Annotated in this window: 16 protein-coding genes and 2 tRNA genes; 8 read left to right on the top strand and 10 right to left on the bottom strand. The window is 71.6% G+C overall.

Annotated features, from left to right (window positions below):
* Positions 1-130 precede the first annotated feature (130 nt).
* Positions 131-207 (bottom strand) — tRNA-Pro (locus ACFWRO_RS06200).
* Positions 208-338: 131 nt separating this feature from the next.
* Here ACFWRO_RS06200 and ACFWRO_RS06195 point away from each other — a divergent pair.
* Both ACFWRO_RS06195 and ACFWRO_RS06190 read left to right on the top strand, forming a co-directional pair.
* Positions 339-409, top strand: a tRNA-Gly gene (locus ACFWRO_RS06195).
* Positions 410-567: 158 nt separating this feature from the next.
* Entirely contained in the window at positions 568-945 is a 378-nt protein-coding gene (locus ACFWRO_RS06190) for an amphi-Trp domain-containing protein (protein ID WP_384504967.1), read from the top strand.
* A gap of 80 nt (positions 946-1,025) precedes the next feature.
* Here the strand turns inward: ACFWRO_RS06190 and ACFWRO_RS06185 are convergent, their stop codons facing one another.
* The 5 genes from ACFWRO_RS06185 to ACFWRO_RS06165 all read right to left on the bottom strand — a co-directional run bounded on the left by ACFWRO_RS06185 (position 1,026) and on the right by ACFWRO_RS06165 (position 6,383).
* Positions 1,026-1,220 (bottom strand): hypothetical protein, encoded by a 195-nt coding sequence (locus tag ACFWRO_RS06185; RefSeq protein WP_384504964.1) that lies wholly within the window; start codon positions 1,218-1,220, stop codon positions 1,026-1,028.
* Between the two features lie 185 nt (positions 1,221-1,405).
* Complete coding sequence (locus ACFWRO_RS06180; RefSeq protein ID WP_384504961.1) at positions 1,406-1,855, bottom strand: HD domain-containing protein; 450 nt, start codon at positions 1,853-1,855, stop codon at positions 1,406-1,408.
* Between the two features lie 9 nt (positions 1,856-1,864).
* Positions 1,865-4,303 (bottom strand): ABC transporter permease, encoded by a 2,439-nt coding sequence (locus ACFWRO_RS06175; RefSeq protein WP_384504958.1) that lies wholly within the window; start codon positions 4,301-4,303, stop codon positions 1,865-1,867.
* The gene (locus ACFWRO_RS06170) at positions 4,303-5,109 is read right to left on the bottom strand and encodes an ABC transporter ATP-binding protein (protein ID WP_384504955.1); all 807 of its coding nucleotides are present in this window, start codon (positions 5,107-5,109) and stop codon (positions 4,303-4,305) included. The genes ACFWRO_RS06175 and ACFWRO_RS06170 overlap by 1 nt, the downstream gene beginning before the upstream one ends.
* 128 nt (positions 5,110-5,237) lie before the next feature.
* Positions 5,238-6,383 carry a PP2C family protein-serine/threonine phosphatase gene (locus tag ACFWRO_RS06165; RefSeq protein ID WP_384504953.1) on the bottom strand — a complete coding sequence of 382 codons (1,146 nt, stop codon included), beginning with the start codon at positions 6,381-6,383 and terminating at the stop codon, positions 5,238-5,240.
* Positions 6,384-6,490: 107 nt separating this feature from the next.
* On the opposite strand from ACFWRO_RS06165, the gene ACFWRO_RS06160 reads away from it, so the two are divergent.
* Complete coding sequence (locus tag ACFWRO_RS06160; RefSeq protein WP_384504950.1) at positions 6,491-7,720, top strand: GNAT family N-acetyltransferase; 1,230 nt, start codon at positions 6,491-6,493, stop codon at positions 7,718-7,720.
* Positions 7,721-7,781: 61 nt separating this feature from the next.
* On the opposite strand, the gene ACFWRO_RS06155 is transcribed toward ACFWRO_RS06160, so the two are convergent.
* Both ACFWRO_RS06155 and ACFWRO_RS06150 read right to left on the bottom strand, forming a co-directional pair.
* A complete protein-coding gene (locus ACFWRO_RS06155) occupies positions 7,782-8,600 on the bottom strand; it encodes an Fpg/Nei family DNA glycosylase (RefSeq protein WP_384504947.1) in 819 nt (272 codons plus the stop codon).
* Positions 8,600-9,094, bottom strand: a complete 495-nt coding sequence (locus tag ACFWRO_RS06150) for a ribose-5-phosphate isomerase (RefSeq protein WP_384504944.1) — start codon at positions 9,092-9,094, stop codon at positions 8,600-8,602. Before ACFWRO_RS06150 ends, ACFWRO_RS06155 begins: the two co-directional genes overlap by 1 nt.
* A gap of 195 nt (positions 9,095-9,289) precedes the next feature.
* On the opposite strand from ACFWRO_RS06150, the gene ACFWRO_RS06145 reads away from it, so the two are divergent.
* Complete coding sequence (locus ACFWRO_RS06145; RefSeq protein ID WP_384504941.1) at positions 9,290-10,753, top strand: amino acid permease; 1,464 nt, start codon at positions 9,290-9,292, stop codon at positions 10,751-10,753.
* Positions 10,754-10,883: 130 nt separating this feature from the next.
* On the opposite strand, the gene ACFWRO_RS06140 is transcribed toward ACFWRO_RS06145, so the two are convergent.
* Positions 10,884-11,477 carry a biotin transporter BioY gene (locus ACFWRO_RS06140; protein WP_384504938.1) on the bottom strand — a complete coding sequence of 198 codons (594 nt, stop codon included), beginning with the start codon at positions 11,475-11,477 and terminating at the stop codon, positions 10,884-10,886.
* A gap of 266 nt (positions 11,478-11,743) precedes the next feature.
* Between ACFWRO_RS06140 and ACFWRO_RS06135 the strand changes: the two genes are divergently transcribed.
* The 3 genes from ACFWRO_RS06135 (at position 11,744) to ACFWRO_RS06125 (ending at position 15,492) form a co-directional block, all read left to right on the top strand.
* Positions 11,744-13,138, top strand: coding sequence for an amino acid permease (locus ACFWRO_RS06135; RefSeq protein WP_384504936.1), 1,395 nt, complete (start codon positions 11,744-11,746; stop codon positions 13,136-13,138).
* A gap of 116 nt (positions 13,139-13,254) precedes the next feature.
* Positions 13,255-14,676, top strand: a complete 1,422-nt coding sequence (locus tag ACFWRO_RS06130) for an amino acid permease (protein WP_384504933.1) — start codon at positions 13,255-13,257, stop codon at positions 14,674-14,676.
* Positions 14,677-14,847: 171 nt separating this feature from the next.
* A complete protein-coding gene (locus tag ACFWRO_RS06125; protein ID WP_384504931.1) occupies positions 14,848-15,492 on the top strand; it encodes a superoxide dismutase in 645 nt (214 codons plus the stop codon).
* A gap of 145 nt (positions 15,493-15,637) precedes the next feature.
* On the opposite strand, the gene ACFWRO_RS06120 is transcribed toward ACFWRO_RS06125, so the two are convergent.
* The gene (locus ACFWRO_RS06120; protein ID WP_384504928.1) at positions 15,638-16,273 is read right to left on the bottom strand and encodes a DsbA family protein; all 636 of its coding nucleotides are present in this window, start codon (positions 16,271-16,273) and stop codon (positions 15,638-15,640) included.
* A gap of 136 nt (positions 16,274-16,409) precedes the next feature.
* On the opposite strand from ACFWRO_RS06120, the gene pepN reads away from it, so the two are divergent.
* Positions 16,410-18,962, top strand: coding sequence for an aminopeptidase N (gene pepN, locus ACFWRO_RS06115; RefSeq protein ID WP_384504925.1), 2,553 nt, complete (start codon positions 16,410-16,412; stop codon positions 18,960-18,962).
* Positions 18,963-19,071: the final 109 nt, after the last annotated feature.

The following is a 19,071-nucleotide window of genomic DNA, read 5'->3' as shown; positions in this document are numbered from 1 at the left end:
ATCTGCCGTTGCCGCTTGGTGGCGGTTCCGGCCGATCGGCCCGGTCAGAGAGACACACGGGCACGCAGCTTGCATAGTAACCGCAAGCGGGATGAGGCCCACAACGCGATCTTGTGATGCGTGATCTCGGTGGTCGGGGTGGCGGGATTTGAACCCACGGCCTTCCGCTCCCAAAGCGGACGCGCTACCAAGCTGCGCCACACCCCGTCGGTGCGACACGTAGGGTACATGCACGGAGACAGTGCGACGCCCCCTCTTTATGGGGCGTGCGGGGACCGCCCATGACCCGCTACGATGCTGTCCGTGCCGCGGCCCTCGTGACCTGCGGCGCGTCCTTTGCGGGCGTAGCTCAATGGTAGAGCCCTAGTCTTCCAAACTAGCTACGCGGGTTCGATTCCCGTCGCCCGCTCTTCCGGCCTCGGGGCCGGGCCGGAGATCACTCCTCCGGCCCGGCCCCGAGGCGTTTTCCGTTCCACGGCCGCAGGATGGGCACTGTCCCCTTTTCCCTTTGTCACTGCCGCACCGGAGGCAGCCGTGAAGGATCTGAAGTTCGAGCAGAGTCACCCGATGACAGTGATCGAGGCGGCGGAAGTGCTGGAGGAGCTCGCGAAGGGGATGAGGCATGGCGGCGTGGTGGAGCTGTCGCTCATCACCGGAGAGCTGACCGTGCGGATCCCCGACGAGCTCTGGGCGGAGGTCGAGTGGGAGGTCGGCGACGGGAAGATCGAGCTGGAGATCGAGTTCAGCTGGCCCCTGGGGAGCCCGCGAGAGGCGCCCGCCGCGACCGCGCCGACGGCGGAGAAGCCCGCGAAGGCCGCGAAGCCGGCCAAGGCCGCCAAGGCAGCGAAGCCCGCGCGGAGCCGGAAGGCGGCGCCCGCCAAGCGCGCGCGGAGCGGCGCCGGCGGGAGCCCGCGGACGAAGCGGGCGGCGGCGAAGAAGGCCTGATTGGCGCGGCTCGGGATCGGCTCGGGATCTGCTCGGCTGAGACTCCGCTGAGACTGACCCGGCAGAGTCTCGGGAGCGGGTCAGAACTTGATGGAGCCCAGCGTCTGCGTTATCGAGTCCAGGAAGCGCTGGATGTCGTCGGCCATGCCCGTGGAGGCGAGGAAGAAGCCGAAGAGCACGGCGACGACGGCCGGGCCGCCCTTCAGGCTCCCGCCGCGGATCAGCACCACCAGGACGATCGCCAACAGCAGCACCACGGATAGCGAAATGGCCATACTGATCACACCCTCGGTCGGTCCCACCTAGCCGCCCGGGAGCGCACGTCACAAAGCACCCCCGCTGCATCCATCGTGCCACCAACTTCTTGCCCACCGACGCCGGGTGACGAATCGTCGACGTAGGAATCGAGCCAACCCGCGCGCTTTTCGTCTTGATCGTTTCGTGCGGAGCGCGGTCCCCGTCAGTCGGTGGAGAGCCCGAGCAGTCCCCGTACGGTGGCGTACTTGCCGGTCAGCCGGGTGCGGGTCGGCTCGTCGAGAACGGCGAGGCGGGCCGGGTCGGCGTTGTGCGCGAGGTCGGCCTCTTTGACGAGAAGGGCGCCGGGGACCGCCAGGATCCGCCGGGTGTACGACTCGAGTTCCTCGCCCGGCCGCTTGGTGAGGGCGAGCACCATGTCCTTGACCGTGCGCGGGAGTTCGGCCGAATCCAGCCACTCGGCGGAGAGTGCGTCGTCCTCGACGGAGTCGTGCAGCCAGGCCGCCGCGATCTGCTCCTCGCTGCCGCCCCGCGCCCGTACCCCCTCGGCCACCGCCCGCAGGTGCTCGGCGTACGGGCGGCCCGCCTTGTCGGTCTGGCCCCCGTGGGCGGCGACGGCGAGGGACTCGACCTGGGCGAGGGTGAGGTACGGCATGGGCCGACTCTACGGCGCCGGGCGGCGCAGCGCGGCGCGTGCGGGCAGGCTCGTGGACAGCAGGCCGAGGGCCACGACGGCGGCCGCGAAGCTGCCGTAGAGGAGCGGCGGGACGGTGGGAGCCGCGCCGGTCAGGCCGTTGGTCATCGGGACGAGCGTGGCCAGGGCGATCCCGGTCCCCAGGGCCAGGCCGGCCAGGGTGACCAGGAGCGCCTCCCAGCGGATCATCCGCAGGACCTGGCGGCGTGTGGTGCCGATCAGGCGGAGCGTGCCGAGCTCGCGGCGGCGGTCGAGGACGGTCATGACCAGGGTGTTGGCGGCGGCGATCGCGGCGAAGCCGCCGAGGACGGCCGCCATCGTGGTGTTGGCCCAGGCGTTCAGTGCGCGCTCGGTGCTCTGCGCGGTGGTCCAGCCGGCGGGGTCGGTGACCGTGCCGAGGCCGGTCAGGGCGGCCGCCGTGCCACCGCGGACGAAGAGTTCGGTGGCGTACGGGGAGGTCACATGGCCGGTCAGGGCGGTGGCGGGCAAGGTGACCTCGGCCAGGCCGAGGCCGCGCGTGTAGGTGGCGACGAGGCGCGGGGTGGCCTTCGTGCCGTCGGGGAGCAGGAGCTCGACGCGGTCGCCGGTCGCCAGGTCCACCGCGTCCGCGAGCCGGGCGTCCAGGGCGACCGTGCCGGGGGTGAGCGCCGCCAGGGAACCCGTACGGACCCCGAGGTCAAGGACCGGGGACGGGTCGGCGGAGACGGCCTGGGCCGAGGCGGTACGGAAGCCCTGGCTGTCGGACGGGAGCAGGACGGAGGTCCGCTGGACCGCTACGGCGGCGGTGACGCCCGGGCCGTCGCCTGCGCGGGCGGCCGCGTCGGTGGGCAGCCCGGCGGGCGCGGTGACGACGTGGTCGGCGACGACGGCGGCGCGCTGCTGGTCGGCGGTGGCGCGGTCGGTGCTGGTGTGCAGGAAGACGAGCGTGGAGGCGAAGGACATCGCGAGCACGATCGGGGTGAGCGCGGAGGCGAGCCGGCGGGCGTTGGTACGGGAGTTGGCGGCGGCCAGGTAGCCGGCGGCGCCGGATCCGCGCAGCGGCAGCCCGAAGAGGCTCGCGCAGAGCCGGGCCAGGAGCGGCCCGAGCAGGGCCACGGCCAGCATGAAGAGCATCACGACGCCGAGGGCCGTGTTGGCGGCGTCCTCGCCGGACAGCGAGGCGGCGACGCCCGCGAGGGCCGCTCCCCCGACGGCGGCGGCGAGGCCGAGCGGCGTACGGACCTTGCCGAGGGCGCGGCGCTCGACGGCGGACTCGGCGAGCGCCTCGCCCGGCCTGGCGCGGGAGGGGCGGCGGGCGGCCAGGAAGCCGGCGAGCAGCGCGGTGGCGACGACGGCGAGGAGCGCGACGGCGAACGGGATCGGGCCGAGGTCGAGGGCGAGGGCCTCGGGGACGGCGCCCTTCTCCTTCAGCTGCCCGAACCACCAGGCGGCGAGCGCGGCGCCGGGCAGGCAGCCGAGGAGTCCGGCGACCGGCGCGACGAGGAGGGCCTCGGTGGCGATGGAGCGCCGGATCTGGCGCGGGGTCGCGCCGATGGCGCGGAGCAGGGCGAACTCGCGGGCGCGCTGGCCGACGGAGAGCGCGACGGTCCCGGCGGCGGTGAAGACCGCGACGAGGGTCGCGATGCCGCCGAAGGAGCCGCCGAGCGCGGTGAGCAGTTCCTTGGCGGCGGGCAGCGCGGCCCCTTCGGCGAGGGCCCGGTCGTCGCCGGTGTGCACCTGGGCGCGGTCGCCGAGGGCGCGGGCCACCTGGGCGGCCAGCGCGTCGGTGCCGGTGCCGGGCTCGGGCAGGACGGCGATGGCGTCGACCGTGCGGGGGTGGCCGGAGAGGGCGAGCGCCCGCGCGTCGGAGAGCCAGACGCCGGGGCTCGCGGTGACGCCGGAGACCGTGAACCCGCGCTCGCCGGCGGGGGTCGAGAGCGTGATCCGCTCCCCCACGCGCGCGGTGGCGTCGGCGACGACGGCCTCGTCGGGGCCCGGGGCCCGGCCCGCGGCGAGGGTCACGTCGGTGAAGGCGGTGGAGGACCAGCCGTGGGCGGTGAGCGTCGCCTTGTCCGTACGGACGGGGAAGGTGACGTCGCCGATCGCGCGGGCGGCCCCCGGGGCCTTGGCGGCCTCGGCGACCAGGGAGGCGTCGAGGCGGGCCCGGTCCGGGACGGCGGCCGACTCGGTCTCCTTCTCGCCGCCCATGGTCACCGTCCGGTGGACCTCCTGGTCGGCGGCGGCGACGACGGGCGCACCCGCGTACCGGTCGGGCGGGACGGTGGCGGTCACGCCGGTCTGGAGGAGGAGACCGCAGCCGGAGACGACGGCGGCTGCCAGGAAGAGGGCGACGAAGGTGCCCACGAAGGACGAGGGCTTGAAGCGCACGGCGGCGCGGGCGAGGCCGTTGGGCCGGAACAGGCGGGACATCAGGCGGCCACCCCGGCGTGCGCGGCGGGCGCGGTGAGCGCGCGCATGCGGTCGGCGATCCGGGCCGGGCTCGTCCGGGGCAGGGTGTCGGCGATGGCCCCGTCGGCGAGGAAGAGGACGCGGTCGGCGTGGGCGGCGGCGACCGGGTCGTGGGTGACCATGACGACGGTCGCGCCGAGGGTGTCGACGGCGCTCCTGAGCAGGGCGAGGACCTCGGCGGCGGTCGTGGTGTCCAGGGCGCCGGTGGGCTCGTCGGCGAAGACGACGTCGGGGCGGGTGACGAGCGCGCGGGCGAGGGCCACACGCTGCTGCTGGCCGCCGGAGAGCTCGGAGGGGCGGCGGGCGCCCTTGTCGCCGAGGCCGACCTGGCCGAGGACCTCGGTCGCCCTGCGCCGGTCGGGCCGCTGCCCCGCGAGCCGCATGGGCAGCAGCACGTTCTGCTCGACGGTCAGCGAGGGCAGCAGGTTGAACGCCTGGAAGACGAAGCCGAGGCGGCTGCGGCGCAGCTCGGTGAGCCGGTTCTCGCTCATCCCGGTGATCTCCGTGCCGCCGAGCCGGACGGAGCCGGCGGTGGGGCGGTCGAGGCCCGCCGCGCACTGCAGGAACGTGGACTTGCCGGAGCCGGAGGGGCCCATCACGGCCGTGTAGCTGCCGCGCGGCAGGGCCAGGTCGATCCCGCGCAGCGCGTGGACGGCGCCCGCGCCGCGGCCGTACTGACGGCGCACACCGGCCAGTTCGACGGCGAGGCCGGTGCCCGCGGGCGGTGCGGGGTGCTCGGAGCGCTTGGCGCGGCGCAGGGCAGCCATGGGGGTTCCTCCATATGTCCGTGACGATGTCTCGAACGTACGGATCGGGGCGGTACGGGAACCATGGCGGCTGCCGGTCGATCTTGGGTGGGGATTCCCCCACCTTCGGCCTTCAGAAGATCGGGCGGTCAGCCCTTGCGGCTGATGAGGAGCAGCGCGCGGTCGTCGTTGACGTCCTTGGCGCAGGCCTCGATCAGGTGCCAGGCCGCGCCCTCGAAGCCGGAGGCGACATAGCGGTCGGCCTCGCCGGTGAGCCGGTCGATGCCCTCGGCGATGTCCCGGTCGGCGGCCTCGACGAGCCCGTCGGTGAAGAGCATCAGGACGTCCCCGGGCCGCAGGGAGCCCTTGACCGGGTGGAACTCGGCGCCGTCGTAGACGCCGAGGAGGGGGCCCTCGCCGGACTTCTCCTCCCAGCGCCCGGTGCCCGCGTGGAGCTGGAGCGCGGGCAGGTGCCCGGCGGAGAGGAGTTCGTAGTCCCCCGACTCCAGGTCGAGGACCAGGTGGATGGAGGTGGCGAAGCCCTCGTCCCAGTCCTGGCGGAGCAGATAGCCGTTGGCGGCCGGCAGGAAGGCGTGCGGGGGCAGCGAGCCGAGCAGCCCGCCGAAGGCCCCGGAGAGCAGCAGGGCGCGCGATCCGGCGTCCATGCCCTTGCCGGAGACGTCCGTCAGCAGGACCTCCAGGGTCCGGCCGCCGTGGGTGCGGGCCGCGACGACGAAGTCGCCGGAGAACGACTGGCCGCCGGCCGGGCGGAGCGCCATCTCGCGGTGCCAGCCCTTGGGGAGCCGGGGCAGGGCGCTCTGGGCCCTGATCCGTTCGCGCAGGTCGAAGAGCATCGTGCCGCCGCGCCGCCACGGCACGCCGACGCGGGCCCGGAACTGGGCGATGAGCAGCCCGAAGAACCCGCAGGCGGCGACGACCAGGACCGTGCCGGGGGTGACCCGGGCAGGACCCTCCGTGTACGGGCCGAGCACGAGGGCCTCGACGATCAGGGCGCCGGCGGCGGCCGCGTACAGGCCGAGGAGGCTCGCGGGGCGCAGCAGCAGTCCGCCGGCGACGATCGGCAGGACGAGCGTGGCGGGCGCGCACCACACCGGGTCGGCCAGGGTGCCGAGGGTGATGGCCGGAATCGTGAGCAGCAGCGCGCCGAAGGCCAGCCAGTCGGAGCCCTCGCCGCGGAAGTAGTCGACGCCGGATCTGCGCAGCGCGACGCGGGCCCGGTGTGCGCTCCTGCGCATCCGGGCCGGGTACGAATCGACACCCGCGCGAGTTCTCATTGGCCTGGACCCTATCCACCCGATAGGACCTCGTGCAGGGGGACCCCTAAGACAATGCGAGCGAAAACGGGTCGCGTCGGGCTCCCGCGCGCTGGTATCGATGGCATATGACGACTGAACTGCGCGTACTCGAACCGGCCGAGTGGGACGAGTGGTACGGGATGCTGGAGCTCGCCTTCGGCGGTGTGACGGAAGCACCGGAGGAGCGTGCGCTGTACCGGAGTCTGACCGAGTGCGAGCGCTCGTACGGTGTCTGGGACGGCGAGAGTTGCGTGGGTACGGCGGGGGCGTTCTCGTTCCGGCTGTCCGTGCCGGGCGGGGCGCTCGTGCCGGCGGCGGGCGTGACGATGGTGGGGGTGGCCTCGACGCACCGCCGTCGCGGGATCCTGACCTCGATGATGCGGCGCCAGCTCGACGACGTACGGGCGGGCGGCGAGGCGCTGGCCGTGCTGACGGCCTCGGAGCCGGAGATCTACGGCCGGTTCGGCTACGGCATCGCCGCGTACACGACGCGGGCGACGATCGACACGAACCGGGTGCGGCTCGGCGTGCCCGAGGGCACGGACGACGTGACGTTGCGGCTGGCCGATCCGGCGAAGGCGCTGGGGGCGTGCGAGGCGGTGTACGCGCGCCGGGTGCCGACCCGGCCGGGGATGCTCGCCCGGCAGCCCGGCTGGGAGAAGCAGGCGCTGCTCGACCCGGCGAGCGACCGGGGCGGCGCGTCGCCCCAGCTGTGCGTGCTCGCGGAGCGGGCCGGGGAGGTCGTGGGCTTCGCGCGGTACGCGATCAAGCCGGAGTGGTCGCCCGCCGGGGCCGAGGGCGTCGTGATCGTGCGGGACCTGGAGGCGCTGGATCCGGCGGCGGAGGCGGCGCTGTGGCGGTTCCTCTGGTCGGTCGACCTGACGTCGACGGTACGGATCCACAGTCGGCCGGTGGACGACGCGTGGCAGCACCTGGTCTCCGACGTGCGGCGCTGCGCGCCGACGCAGCGGGACGGGCTGCACCTGCGTGTGGTGGAGGTGGGCGCGGCGCTGGAGGCGCGGACGTATCAGGCGCCGGTGGACGTGGTGTTCGAGGTCGCGGACGCGTTCTGCCCCTGGAACGAGGGGCGGTGGCGGCTCACGGGCGACGCGAAGGGGGCGGTGTGCGTCCGCACGGACGAGGCCGCTGATCTCGCACTGTCCGTACGGGAGTTGGGCGCCGCGTACCTCGGTGGCGTGAGCCTGACGTCGCTGGCCGCGGCGGGGCGGGTGCGGGAGATCCGGGGCGGGGCGCTGGTGGAGGCGTCGGTGGCGTTCGGCTCACCCGTGGCGCCGTGGCTGCCGCACGGGTTCTAGCGCGGGGCTCGTGGGGCGGCAGGGCGGGCCCGGACGATCGCCCTCCAGGGAGGGGCCGGCGTCAGCGTTGCTGGCAGCCCGGGCACCAGAAGAGGTTGCGGGCGGCGAGGTCGGCGGTGCGGATCTCGCCGCCACAGATGTGGCAGGCCTGCAGGGCCCGGCGGTAGACGTAGACCTCGCCGCCGTGGTCGTCGACGCGCGGCGGTCGGCCCATCGCCTCGGGCATGTGCTCGGGGCGGACGGTGTCGATGCGGTTGTGGCGGACGCCCTCGCGCATCAGGGCGATCAGGTCCGACCACATCCCGTCCCACTCCGCGCGCGTGATGTCCTTGCCCGCGCGGTACGGGTCGATGCCGTGGCGGAACAGGACCTCCGCCCGGTACACGTTCCCGACGCCCGCGACGACCTTCTGGTCCATCAGCAGGGCCGCGATCGTCGTACGGGATCGGGAGACGCGGTGCCAGGCCTTGTCGGCTCCGTCGACGTGGTCACCCTCGCGCAGCGGGTCCGGGCCCAGGCGGTCGTGTATCGCGCGCTTCTCGGGCTCCGTGATCAGGGCGCACGTGGTGGGGCCGCGCAGGTCGACGTACGACTCGGGGTTCGCGAGCCGCAGCCGCACGGTGTCCGTGGGCGGCGGCGCGGGGGCGTCGCCGAAGTTCACCTTGCCGAAGAGGCCCAGGTGGATGTGGACCCAGCCCGTGCCGGCGAAGGCGAGGAAGAGGTGCTTGCCGTGCGCCTCGGTCGACTCCAGGACCGTGCCGTCGAGCAGGGCCGCCGAGTCGGCGAACTTGCCCTGCGGGCTGGTCACCCGCACGGACCGGCCGCCGAACCGTTCCCGGTGGTCGGCGGCCAGTCGGTGGATCGTGTGCCCCTCGGGCATCAGGCCGTGGGCTCCTGCGGGTGGTGGGCCGGGATCGGGGGGAGCTCGCCGGTGGTCTCGTACGCGGTGAGCATCTCGATCCGGCGGGTGTGACGCTCCTCACCGGAGTACGGGGTGTTCAGGAAGATCTCGACGAACTTCGTCGCCTCTTCCTGGGTGTGCATCCGGCCGCCGATGGAGACGACGTTGGCGTTGTTGTGCTCGCGGCCGAGGGCGGCGGTCTGCTCGCTCCAGGCGAGGGCGGCGCGCACCCCCTTCACCTTGTTCGCGGCGATCTGCTCGCCGTTGCCGGAACCGCCGATGACGATGCCCAGGCTGTCCGGGTCCGCGGCCGTCTTCTCGGCGGCACGCAGGCAGAACGGCGGGTAGTCGTCCAGGGCGTCGTAGATGTGGGGACCACAGTCGACGGGCTCGTGGCCATGGGCCTTCAGCCACTCGACGAGGTGGTTCTTGAGTTCGAGGCCGGCATGGTCGGAGCCGAGGTACACGCGCATGGGTCCGAGTGTGGCACGCGAGGGGCTGGGTAGCGGTCAGCGGGGTCGGGGGCAGGACACGACCTTCGTCCGGATCGGTATGGACCTTTGGCCCTTACGCAACGATCCGGAGTCGGGCCTTCCGATCAGCCGGGAGTCCGGGGTTCAATGCTCGGGCTCGTGACCCGAGCGACCGCCACACGTTAGGAAGCGTTCATGAACACGCAGCCGACCCTTGCGAAGGAAGGCGCTGCCACCGGTAACCCCGGTGATTCGCAGTCTTCCGACGGACTCAAGGCCGGTCTCAAGAACCGTCACCTCTCGATGATCGCCATCGGTGGCGTCATCGGAGCCGGACTCTTCGGCGGCTCCGCGGCCGGTATCAAGGCCGCCGGCCCCGGCATCCTGCTGTCGTACGCGCTCGTGGGCACGATGGTCGTCTTCGTGATGCGGATGCTCGGCGAGATGTCCGTCGCCAACCCGACCTCCGGCTCCTTCTCGGCCCACGCCGACCGGGCGCTCGGACGCTGGGCGGGCTTCTCCATCGGCTGGCTGTACTGGTTCTTCTGGGTCGTGGTGCTCGCCGTCGAGGCGACCATGGGCGCGGACATCCTCAATGGCTGGATCCCGACGGTCCCGCAGTGGGCCTGGGCGCTGATCGTGATGGTCGTCCTGACCGTCACCAACCTCGGCTCGGTCGCCTCCTACGGCGAGTTCGAGTTCTGGTTCGCGGGCATCAAGGTCGTCGCCATCGCCGCGTTCATCGTGATCGGCGGACTCGCGATCTTCGGTGTGCTGCCCGGCGCGGACACCTCGGCCGCCGGTCTGAGCAACCTCACCGAGCACGGCGGCTTCCTGCCCAACGGCTACGGCGCGATCCTCACGGGCATCCTGATGGTCGTCTTCTCCTTCATGGGCAGCGAGATCGTCACGCTCGCCGCCGGCGAGTCCTCGGACCCGCGCCGCGCGGTCGCCAAGGCCACCAACAGCGTGATCTGGCGCGTCGGCATCTTCTACCTGGGCTCGATCCTGGTGGTCGTCTCGCTGGTGCCGTGGAACGACCCGTCGCTGGAGAAGGACGGCTCGTACGTCGCGGCGCTGAACTCGATCGGCATCCCGCACGCCGGCCAGATCATGAACGTCATCATCCTGACCGCGGTGCTGTCCTGCCTGAACTCGGGCCTCTACACCGCCTCCCGCATGGCCCACTCCCTCGGCCGCCGCGGTGACGCGCCGAAGGCCTTCGGCCGGACCAACGCGAAGGGCGTGCCGACGGCCGCCATCATCGGATCGGTGATCTTCGGCTTCGTCGCCGTCTTCTTCAACTACAAGTGGCCCGACACCGTCTTCGCCTTCCTGCTGAACGCGTCCGGCGCCATCGCGCTCTTCGTCTGGCTGGTCATCTGCTTCTCGCAGCTGCGGATGCGGAAGATCATCCTGCGGGAGTCGCCGGAGAAGCTGCTCGTGAAGATGTGGCTCTTCCCGTACCTGACCTGGGCGACCATCGCGATGATCGTCTTCGTCCTCGGCTACATGCTCTACAACGGCGGCTCGGCCCGTGAGCAGGTCCTGCTGTCGCTGCTGGTCGCCGGGCTCGTGGTGGCCATCGCCATCGTCCGTGACCGCTTCGGCAAGTCCGCGGAGCCGGCGGACGCCGTGGAGACCGCCGCGAAGGACTGAATGCGGAGTCGAATCCCTGCCTGACGGGTTCCGTCACGCAGGAGCGAAAAGCTCTCCGTGCCCCCAGGGAAACCCCGGGGACACGGAGAGCTTTTTCATGTCGGACGAAGGGTGGGACGAAGCCGGACGCTCAGCCCTTGCGGCCGAGCAGCTTCCACGCGGTCGGCAGCGCGCCCATCGCGAGCGCGGCCTTGAGCGCGTCGCCGATCAGGAACGGGGTCAGGCCCGCGGCGACCGCCTGCGGGAGGGTCATGCCGGTGGCGAAGGCCAGGTACGGCACACCGACCGCGTAGATGACCGCGGAGCCGAGCACCATCGTGCCGGCCGTGCGCAGCACGGAGCGGTCGGCGCCGCGGCGCGCGAGGGCGCCGACGACGGTGGCGGCGAGCAGCATGCCGAGGATGTAGCCGAAGGACGGCATCGCGTAGCCCGAGGACGCCTGGGCGAACCACGGCACGCCCGCCATGCCCACGACCGCGTACAGCGCGAGGGAGAGGAAGCCGCGGCGGGCGCCGAGCGCCGTGCCGACGAGCAGGGCCGCGAAGGTCTGACCGGAGACCGGGACCGGCGAGCCAGGGACCGGGACGGCGATCTGCGCGGCGATGCCGGTGAGCGCGGCGCCGCCCACGACGAGGGCGATGTCCCGGGCGCGGGTGGCCGGGAGCAGGTCGGCGAGGACCGTCCCGGAGCGGAGGGGACGGACGGGGGCGGCGGCGGTGCTCATCGGTACTCCGCGGGGGTGAGGGAGGTCAGGACAGGTTGACCGTAGTCGAGGGGTGAACGCTCGATCACCATCAGCCACCCACAAAGGGGAGGTTGGGCGCTTGGTGGAGATCACACAAAGAACCGGATCCATGCCTCGCGCCACGTGATGCTTGTCACGGCTGGGAGCTGGAGCGGGGGCCATTTTGCGCCAAGGGGTGATCAGCGGAGAGACTGTGGGGTCTCCATAAACGCTTCCGAAATCGCTTCCGAAGGCCCGAGCCCCTCATGCACGACGCACCACCCGCCTCCCCGGCTCCCCTGGCCCCCGAACCGGAGCCGCTCTCCCACGGCCTGAAGCAGCGTCATCTGACGATGCTGGGGCTCGGCGGGGTGATCGGCGCCGGGCTCTTCGTCGGCTCGGGCGCGGGCATCGCGGTCGCGGGGCCCGGGATCGTCCTCTCGTATCTGATCGCGGGCGCGCTCGCCATGCTGGTCATGCGGATGCTCGGCGAGATGTCGGCGGCGATGCCGGCCTCCGGCGCCTTCTCCGTCCACGCCGAGCGGGCGCTCGGCCGCTGGGCGGGCTTCTCGGTGGGCTGGCTGTACTGGTTCCTGCTGGTCGTGGTCCTCGCGGTGGAGGCGACGGGCGCGGCGCAGATCGCGCACGGCTGGGTGCCGGGGGTCCCGCAGTGGGGCTGGGTGCTGATCTTCATGGTCGTGTTCACCCTGGCCAACCTGGCGGCGGTGAAGAACTTCGGCGAGTTCGAGTTCTGGTTCGCGGCGCTGAAGGTCGGCGCGATCGTGCTCTTCCTGATTCTGGGGACGCTCGCGATCGTCGGCTGGCTGCCCGACACTGACCCGGTCGGCATGGCGAACCTTTCCGCCCAGGGCGGCTTCCTGCCCAACGGCTGGGGCGGGGTCGTCTCCGGTGTCCTCGCGGTCGTCTTCGCCTTCGGCGGGCTCGAGGTCGTCACGATCGCGGCCGCCGAGTCGGACGACCCGGCGCGCAACGTGGCCCGCGCGGTGCGCAGCGCCGTGTGGCGCATCCTCTTGTTCTACGTCGGTTCGATGCTGGTCATCGTGACCCTGCTGCCTTGGACCTCGATGACGCCGGGCCAGTCCCCGTACGTCGCCGTCCTCGACTCGATCGGTGTCCCGGGCGCCGGCCAGATCATGAACATCGTGGTCTTCGTGGCGCTGCTGTCGGCGCTCAACGCGAACCTGTACGGCTCCTCGCGGATGGTCTTCTCGCTCGCCGAGCGCGGCGAGGCGCCGAAGGGGCTGCTGAGGGTGTCGGGGGGAGGGGTGCCGCGCCGGGCGGTGCTCGCCTCGGTGGCGTTCGGCTTCGTCTCCGTGCTGCTCAATCTGAAGTGGCCGGATTCCGTCTTCCTCTACATGCTCAACGCGGTCGGCGCGGTGCTCCTCTTCGTCTGGGGTCTGATCGCGGTCTCGCAGCTGCGGCTGCGCCGCCGGATCGAGCGCGAGGCCCCGGAGACCCTGACCCTGAAGATGTGGGGCTTCCCGTGGCTGACCTGGACGGCGCTCGCCGCGATGGCCGCGGTCCTGGTCCTGATGCTGACCGACGACGGGGCCCGGCCGCAGGTGCTGTGGTCGGGCGCTGCCACCGGAGCCGTACTGCTGGTGGCGTGGGTGCGCGAGCTGCGCACGAAGCGGAGGTAATCCTTCACCATGTGTGAAGCTCGTGCCCGTATAGCGGACATCTGTTCCCTGTAAGCGGTGCGTCCACCCAGACTGTGGGCCGTTCCCCCCGTCTCGGCCAATGAACAGGGCTGCCCATGTCACGGACCACCGCGCCCGAGCCCGTCGACCGCAAGGTCGACCAAGCGCCCCCCGCCGAAGGCCTCACGCACGGCCTCAAGCAGCGCCACCTCTCGATGATCGCCCTCGGTGGCGTCATCGGCGCCGGCCTCTTCGTCGGCTCCGGTGCCGGTATCGCCGCCGCCGGTCCCTCGATCGTGGTCGCGTACGCCATCTCCGGGCTGCTCGTCATGCTCGTGATGCGCATGCTCGGCGAGATGTCGGCGGCCAACCCGGCCTCCGGCTCCTTCTCGGTCCACGCCGAGCGGGCCATCGGCCCCTGGGCCGGCTTCACGGCGGGCTGGGCCTTCTGGTTCCTGCTCTGCGTGGCCGTCGGCCTGGAGGGCATCGGCGCGGCGAAGATCATGACCGGCTGGTTCCCCGGCAGCCCTGAGTGGGCCTGGGTCGCTCTCTTCATGCTGGTCTTCTGCGCCACCAACCTGGCGGCGGTGAAGAACTTCGGCGAGTTCGAGTTCTGGTTCGCGGCCCTGAAGGTCGGCGCGATCGTCCTCTTCCTCGGCATCGGCGTGCTCGCCATCGTCGGCGTCCTGCCCGGCACGGACGCCCCCGGCGCCGCGAACCTCACCGGCGACGGCGGCTTCTTCCCGAACGGCTCCGAGGGCTTGATCGTCGGACTGCTCGCCTCGGTCTTCGCGTACGGCGGTCTGGAGACCGTCACCATCGCCGCCGCCGAGTCCGAGCACCCCGTGCAGGGCGTCGCCAAGGCGGTCCGTACGGCGATGTGGCGCATCGCGCTCTTCTACATCGGCTCGATGGCCGTCATCGTGACCCTGGTCCCGTGGGGCGACAAGGCGGTCGTCGAGAAGGGCCCGTACGTCGCCACCCTCGACCACCTGGGCATCCCGGCCGCCGGCCAGATCATGAACGTGGTCGTCCTGATCGCCCTGCTGTCGGCCATGAACGCCAACATCTACGGCGCCTCCCGGATGGCCACCTCGCTGGTCGCCCGCGGCCAGGGCCCGAAGGCGCTCGGCCGGACCTTCGGCGGCGTCCCGCGCCCCGCGGTCCTCGTCTCCTCCGTCTTCGGCTTCGCCTGCGTGCTGCTCAGCTACTGGCGGCCCGACGACATCTTCATCTGGCTGCTCAACACCATCGGCGCGATCATCCTCGTCGTCTGGTTCTTCATCGCCGTCTCGCAGCTGCTGCTGCGCCGCCGCACCGAGCGCGAGGCGCCGGAGAAGCTCGTCGTGAAGATGTGGGCGTTCCCGGTGCTGACCTGGGTGGCGCTCGCGGGCATGGCGGCGATCTTCTTCCTGATGGCCCGCGAGGAGGGCACCCGGGTCCAGCTGTACTGGACCGGCGCCCTCACGGCGCTGCTCGCGGTGGTCGGCTTCGTGCTCCAGAAGAAGAAGGGCGCGCGGGAGCCGCAGGACGCCTGACGTTCAAGGCTTGCTCACCCGAACCCCCGGACCGGTCCTCGGTCCGGGGGTTCGGCGTTTTCCGCCCCGAGTCCTAGGCCCAAGGACTGATCAACTCGGGGTGGTCCTGCTGTTAGCCTGCACCTGCATATAGGTTGCAACAAGCATCAGTAGCAGCGAGAGGCTCGGCACATGGCGATCTACACCCTTCCGGAACTGCCGTACGACTACGCGGCGCTGGAGCCGGTGATCAATCCGCAGATCATCGAGCTGCACCACGACAAGCACCACGCCGCGTACGTCAAGGGCGCCAACGACACCCTTGAGCAGCTGGAAGAGGCGCGCGACAAGGAGCAGTGGGGCTCGATCAACGGCCTGGAGAAGAACCTCGCGTTCCACCTCTCCGGCCACATCCTGCACTCCATCTACTGGAACAACATGAACAGCCCGAAGGACGGCGGCGGCGGCGAGCCGCTCGCGGCCGACGGCATCGGTGAGCTCGCCGACGCGATCACCGAGTCCTTCGGTTCCTTCGCGAAGTTCAAGTCCCAGCTGACCAAGGCCTCCGCGACCACCCAGGGCTCCGGCTGGGGTGTCCTCGCGTACGAGCCGATCAGCGGCCGACTGATCGTCGAGCAGGTCTACGACCACCAGGGCAACGTCGGCCAGGGCTCCATCCCTGTCCTCGTCTTCGACGCCTGGGAGCACGCCTTCTACCTTCAGTACAAGAACCAGAAGGTCGACTTCATCGACGCCATGTGGCAGGTCGTCAACTGGCAGGACGTGAACAAGCGCTACCAGGCGGCCAAGACCTCCGTACCGCTGATCTCCTTCTGATCCGCCGCCCGGTCCCCCTCGGGGCCGGACCCCGCTCGTCCTGCTCGTGATCGTCTTCTCAACCTTCACTTGCAGGCGGATGAAAGAAGAACCCCCGCGATGACAGGAATCGCGGGGGTTCTTCCGTGTGGGGGAGCGGGAGCGACTACTCGAAGCTCGGGGCCGCCGTCCGCGTCCGCTTGATCTCGTAGAAGCCGGGGGTCGCCGCCACCAGCAGTGTGCCGTCCCACAGCCGGGCCGCCGCCTCGCCGCGCGGGGTCGGCGTCACGACCGGGCCGAAGAAGGCGACCTCTTCGCCGTCGGCGCCCGGGACGGAGATGACCGGCGTGCCGACGTCCTGGCCGACCCGCTCGATGCCCTCCTTGTGGGAGGCGCGCAGCTCGGTGTCGTACGTGTCCTTGTCCGCGTACTCCGCCAGGTCGGCCGGCAGGCCGACGTCCGCCAGGGCGGCGGCGATCGCCTCGCGCGTCGGGCCCTCGCCGTTGTTGTGGAAGCGGGTGCCGAGCGCGGTGTAGAGCTTGCCGACGACCTCGTCGCCGTGCAGCTGCTGGGCCGCGACCACCACGCGGACCGGGCCCCAGGCCTTGGTCTCCAGCATGTCGCGGTACTCGGCCGGGAGCTCGTCCAGCTTGTCCTCGTTGAGGACGGCCAGGCTCATCACCTTCCACCGGACGTCGACCGGGCGGACCTTCTCGACCTCCAGCATCCAGCGGGAGGTCATCCAGGCCCAGGGGCAGAGGGGGTCGAACCAGAAGTCGGCGGTGGTCCTGCTCTCGGACATGTCACTCCTCGTGGATGGATACCGTTGCGCCGCCTGGAGCAACGCCACGACCCGACCGGGGCATTCCCCGAGTGCCGCGTGACAGTGGCACATGGGAGGATCGGTGCTGTTTCGAACGAGCCACGAAGGAGTGACTGTGCCCGGTGAGAATCTGTCCCGCGACGAGGCCCGCGAGCGGGCCGAGCTGCTGTCCGTCGACGGGTACGAGGTCGCCCTTGACCTGCGCTCGGCGGTCGGGGAGTCGAGCGAGGAGGTCCGCACCTTCCGCTCGGTGACGACGGTCCGGTTCCGCCGTACGGGCACGGGCACCACCACCTTCGTGGACCTGATCGCCCCCGCCGTCACGTCGGTGGAGCTGAACGGCCGCGCGCTCGACCCGGCCGTCGTCTTCGACGGCGCGCGGATCGCCCTGGACGGCCTGGCCAACGAGAACGTGCTCGTCGTGGACGCGCGGTGCGCGTACAGCAGGACCGGCGAGGGCATGCACCGCTTCGTCGACCCGGAGGACGGCGAGGTCTACCTCTACACGCAGTACGAGCCGGCCGACGCCCGCCGCGTGTACGCCACCTTCGAGCAGCCCGACCTGAAGGCCCCGCACCTCTTCTCGGTGACGGCGCCCGAGGGCTGGACGGTGTGGAGCAACGGCGCCGGGGAGCGGGACGCCGAGGGCGTGTGGCGGTTCGCGGAGACGGCGCCGATCTCGACGTACATCACGTGCGTCGTCGCCGGGCCGTACCACTACGTCACGGACGTCTACAGGCGTGGCGACCTGGAGATTCCGCTCGGCGCGATGTGCCGCAAGGGGCTCGCGAAGCACTTCGACGCGGACGACGTCTTCCTGATCACCAAGCAGGGCTTCGACTTCTTCCACGACAACTTCGACTTCCCGTACCCCTTCGGGAAGTACGACCAGGCCTTCGTCCCCGAGTACAACCTCGGCGCGATGGAGAACCCGGGCATGGTGACCTTCCGCGAGGAGTACATCTACCGGGGCAAGGTCACGCAGGCCGCGTACGAGCGCCGGGCCAACGTCATCCTGCACGAGATGGCGCACATGTGGTTCGGCGACCTGGTCACCATGGTGTGGTGGGACGACCTGTGGCTGAAGGAGTCCTTCGCGGACTTCATGGGCTCCTTCTCGCTGGCCGAGGCGACCCGGTTCACCAACAGCTGGGTGACGTTCGCCAACAACCGCAAGTCCTGGGCGTACCGCGCCGACCAGCTGCCGTCCACGCACCCGATCACGGCCGACATCCGTGACCTGGAGGACGCCAAGCTGAACTTCGACGGCATCACGTACGCCAAGGGCGCGTCGGTCCTGAAGCAGCTCGTGGCGTACGCGGGGCGGGAGGCGTTCCTGGAGGGCGCGCGCCGCTACTTCAAGCGGCACGCGTACGGGAACACGCGCCTGGCGGACCTGCTGTCCGTCCTGGAGGAGACCTCGGGGCGCGACATGAAGGCGTGGTCGCGGTCCTGGCTGCAGACCTCGGGCGTCAACACGCTGACGCCGGAGGTGACGTACGACGCGGAGGGCCGGATCACCGAGCTGGCCGTCGTCCAGGGCGGCGACGAGCTTCGCCCGCACCGGGCGGCCGTCGGCCTGTACAAGCTGTCGGTGGACGGCGAGCTCGTGCGGTACGCGCGGGCCGAGGCGGACGTCGTCGGCGCGCGGACGGTCGTGGCCGAGCTGGCCGGGTCGGACCGGCCCGACCTGGTGCTCGTCAACGACGACGACCTGACGTACTGCAAGGTCCGGTTCGACGAGGGTTCGCTCGCGACGCTGCGGGCGCACCTGGGCGACATCACGGACCCTCTGGCGCGGGCGCTGTGCTGGTCGGCGCTGTGGAACCTGACGCGGGACGGGCTCATGCCCGCCCGGGACTTCGTCGCGGTCGCGCTCGGCTTCGCGGGGCGCGAGACGGAGATCGGCGTGCTCCAGATGGTGCACGCCTGGGCGCGCTCGGCGGTCACGCACTACGCGGCGCCCGCGTGGCGCGCGGAGGGCGGCCGGCTGCTCGCCGAGGGCGGGCTGCGGGAGCTGCGCGTGGCCGAGCCGGGCAGCGAGCACCAGCTGACGTGGGCGCGGTTCTTCGCGGCCGTGGCCGCGTCGGACGCGGACTTCCAGCTTCTGGGCGGCCTGCTCGACGGTACGGCGAAGATCGACGGCCTGGACGTCGACCAGGAGCTGCGCTGGGCGTTCCTGGAGCCGCTGGCCACGCACGGCCGCGCGGACGAGGCGCGGATCGGCGAGGAGCTGGCCCGCGACGACACGGCGACCGGCAAGCGCCACCAGGTGCGCTGCCTGGCCGCACGGCCCTCTGCGGCGGTCAAGGCGCAGGCCTGGGCGCAGGTCGTCGAGTCGGACGCGCTGTCGAACGCGCTGGTGGAGGCGACGATCGCGGGCTTCGTCCAGCCGTCGCAGCGGGGGCTTCTCGCGCCGTACGCGGAGAAGTACTTCGCGGCGATCGAGCGGATCTGGGCGGACCGGTCCATCCAGATCGGCATGGACGTCGTCCGCGGCCTGTTCCCGGGCCTCCAGGACGACGAGTCGACGCTCGCAGCGACGGACGCGTGGCTGGCCGCGCACGAGACCGCGGCGCCGGCGCTGCGCCGCCTGGTCCTGGAGTCCCGGGACGACCTGGCGCGGGCCCTGCGGGCGCAGGGGTGTGACGGGGGCGCGGGCGCGTAGGGCGTGAGCCCGTCGTGGGGGGGGGGCCAGGGAGGCGCCCCCCCCCCAAAGCGACCGGCCGATGAGAACGAAACGGCAGGGTAGAAACGGGGAGGTGTTGCGGGGTTTG

Origin of the sequence: Streptomyces sp. NPDC058579 (assembly GCF_042718575.1) — a bacterium.
In the GTDB taxonomy this organism is placed as follows: Bacteria; Actinomycetota; Actinomycetes; order Streptomycetales; family Streptomycetaceae; genus Streptomyces.
Note: the sequence above shows the minus strand (reverse complement) of the source record. Positions and strands in the feature narration are given on the sequence as shown.

Coding starts and splice junctions, on each gene's coding strand:
- ACFWRO_RS06130 (WP_384504933.1), top strand. CDS start 13,255: ATGTCACGGACCACCGCGCCCGAGCCCGTCGACCGCAAGGTCGACCAA.
- ACFWRO_RS06140 (WP_384504938.1), bottom strand. CDS start 11,477: ATGAGCACCGCCGCCGCCCCCGTCCGTCCCCTCCGCTCCGGGACGGTC.
- ACFWRO_RS06155 (WP_384504947.1), bottom strand. CDS start 8,600: ATGCCCGAGGGGCACACGATCCACCGACTGGCCGCCGACCACCGGGAA.
- ACFWRO_RS06120 (WP_384504928.1), bottom strand. CDS start 16,273: ATGTCCGAGAGCAGGACCACCGCCGACTTCTGGTTCGACCCCCTCTGC.
- ACFWRO_RS06145 (WP_384504941.1), top strand. CDS start 9,290: ATGAACACGCAGCCGACCCTTGCGAAGGAAGGCGCTGCCACCGGTAAC.
- ACFWRO_RS06175 (WP_384504958.1), bottom strand. CDS start 4,303: ATGTCCCGCCTGTTCCGGCCCAACGGCCTCGCCCGCGCCGCCGTGCGC.
- ACFWRO_RS06135 (WP_384504936.1), top strand. CDS start 11,744: ATGCACGACGCACCACCCGCCTCCCCGGCTCCCCTGGCCCCCGAACCG.
- ACFWRO_RS06170 (WP_384504955.1), bottom strand. CDS start 5,109: ATGGCTGCCCTGCGCCGCGCCAAGCGCTCCGAGCACCCCGCACCGCCC.
- ACFWRO_RS06180 (WP_384504961.1), bottom strand. CDS start 1,855: ATGCCGTACCTCACCCTCGCCCAGGTCGAGTCCCTCGCCGTCGCCGCC.
- ACFWRO_RS06190 (WP_384504967.1), top strand. CDS start 568: ATGACAGTGATCGAGGCGGCGGAAGTGCTGGAGGAGCTCGCGAAGGGG.
- ACFWRO_RS06125 (WP_384504931.1), top strand. CDS start 14,848: ATGGCGATCTACACCCTTCCGGAACTGCCGTACGACTACGCGGCGCTG.
- ACFWRO_RS06160 (WP_384504950.1), top strand. CDS start 6,491: ATGACGACTGAACTGCGCGTACTCGAACCGGCCGAGTGGGACGAGTGG.
- ACFWRO_RS06150 (WP_384504944.1), bottom strand. CDS start 9,094: ATGCGCGTGTACCTCGGCTCCGACCATGCCGGCCTCGAACTCAAGAAC.
- ACFWRO_RS06185 (WP_384504964.1), bottom strand. CDS start 1,220: ATGGCCATTTCGCTATCCGTGGTGCTGCTGTTGGCGATCGTCCTGGTG.
- ACFWRO_RS06165 (WP_384504953.1), bottom strand. CDS start 6,383: ATGAGAACTCGCGCGGGTGTCGATTCGTACCCGGCCCGGATGCGCAGG.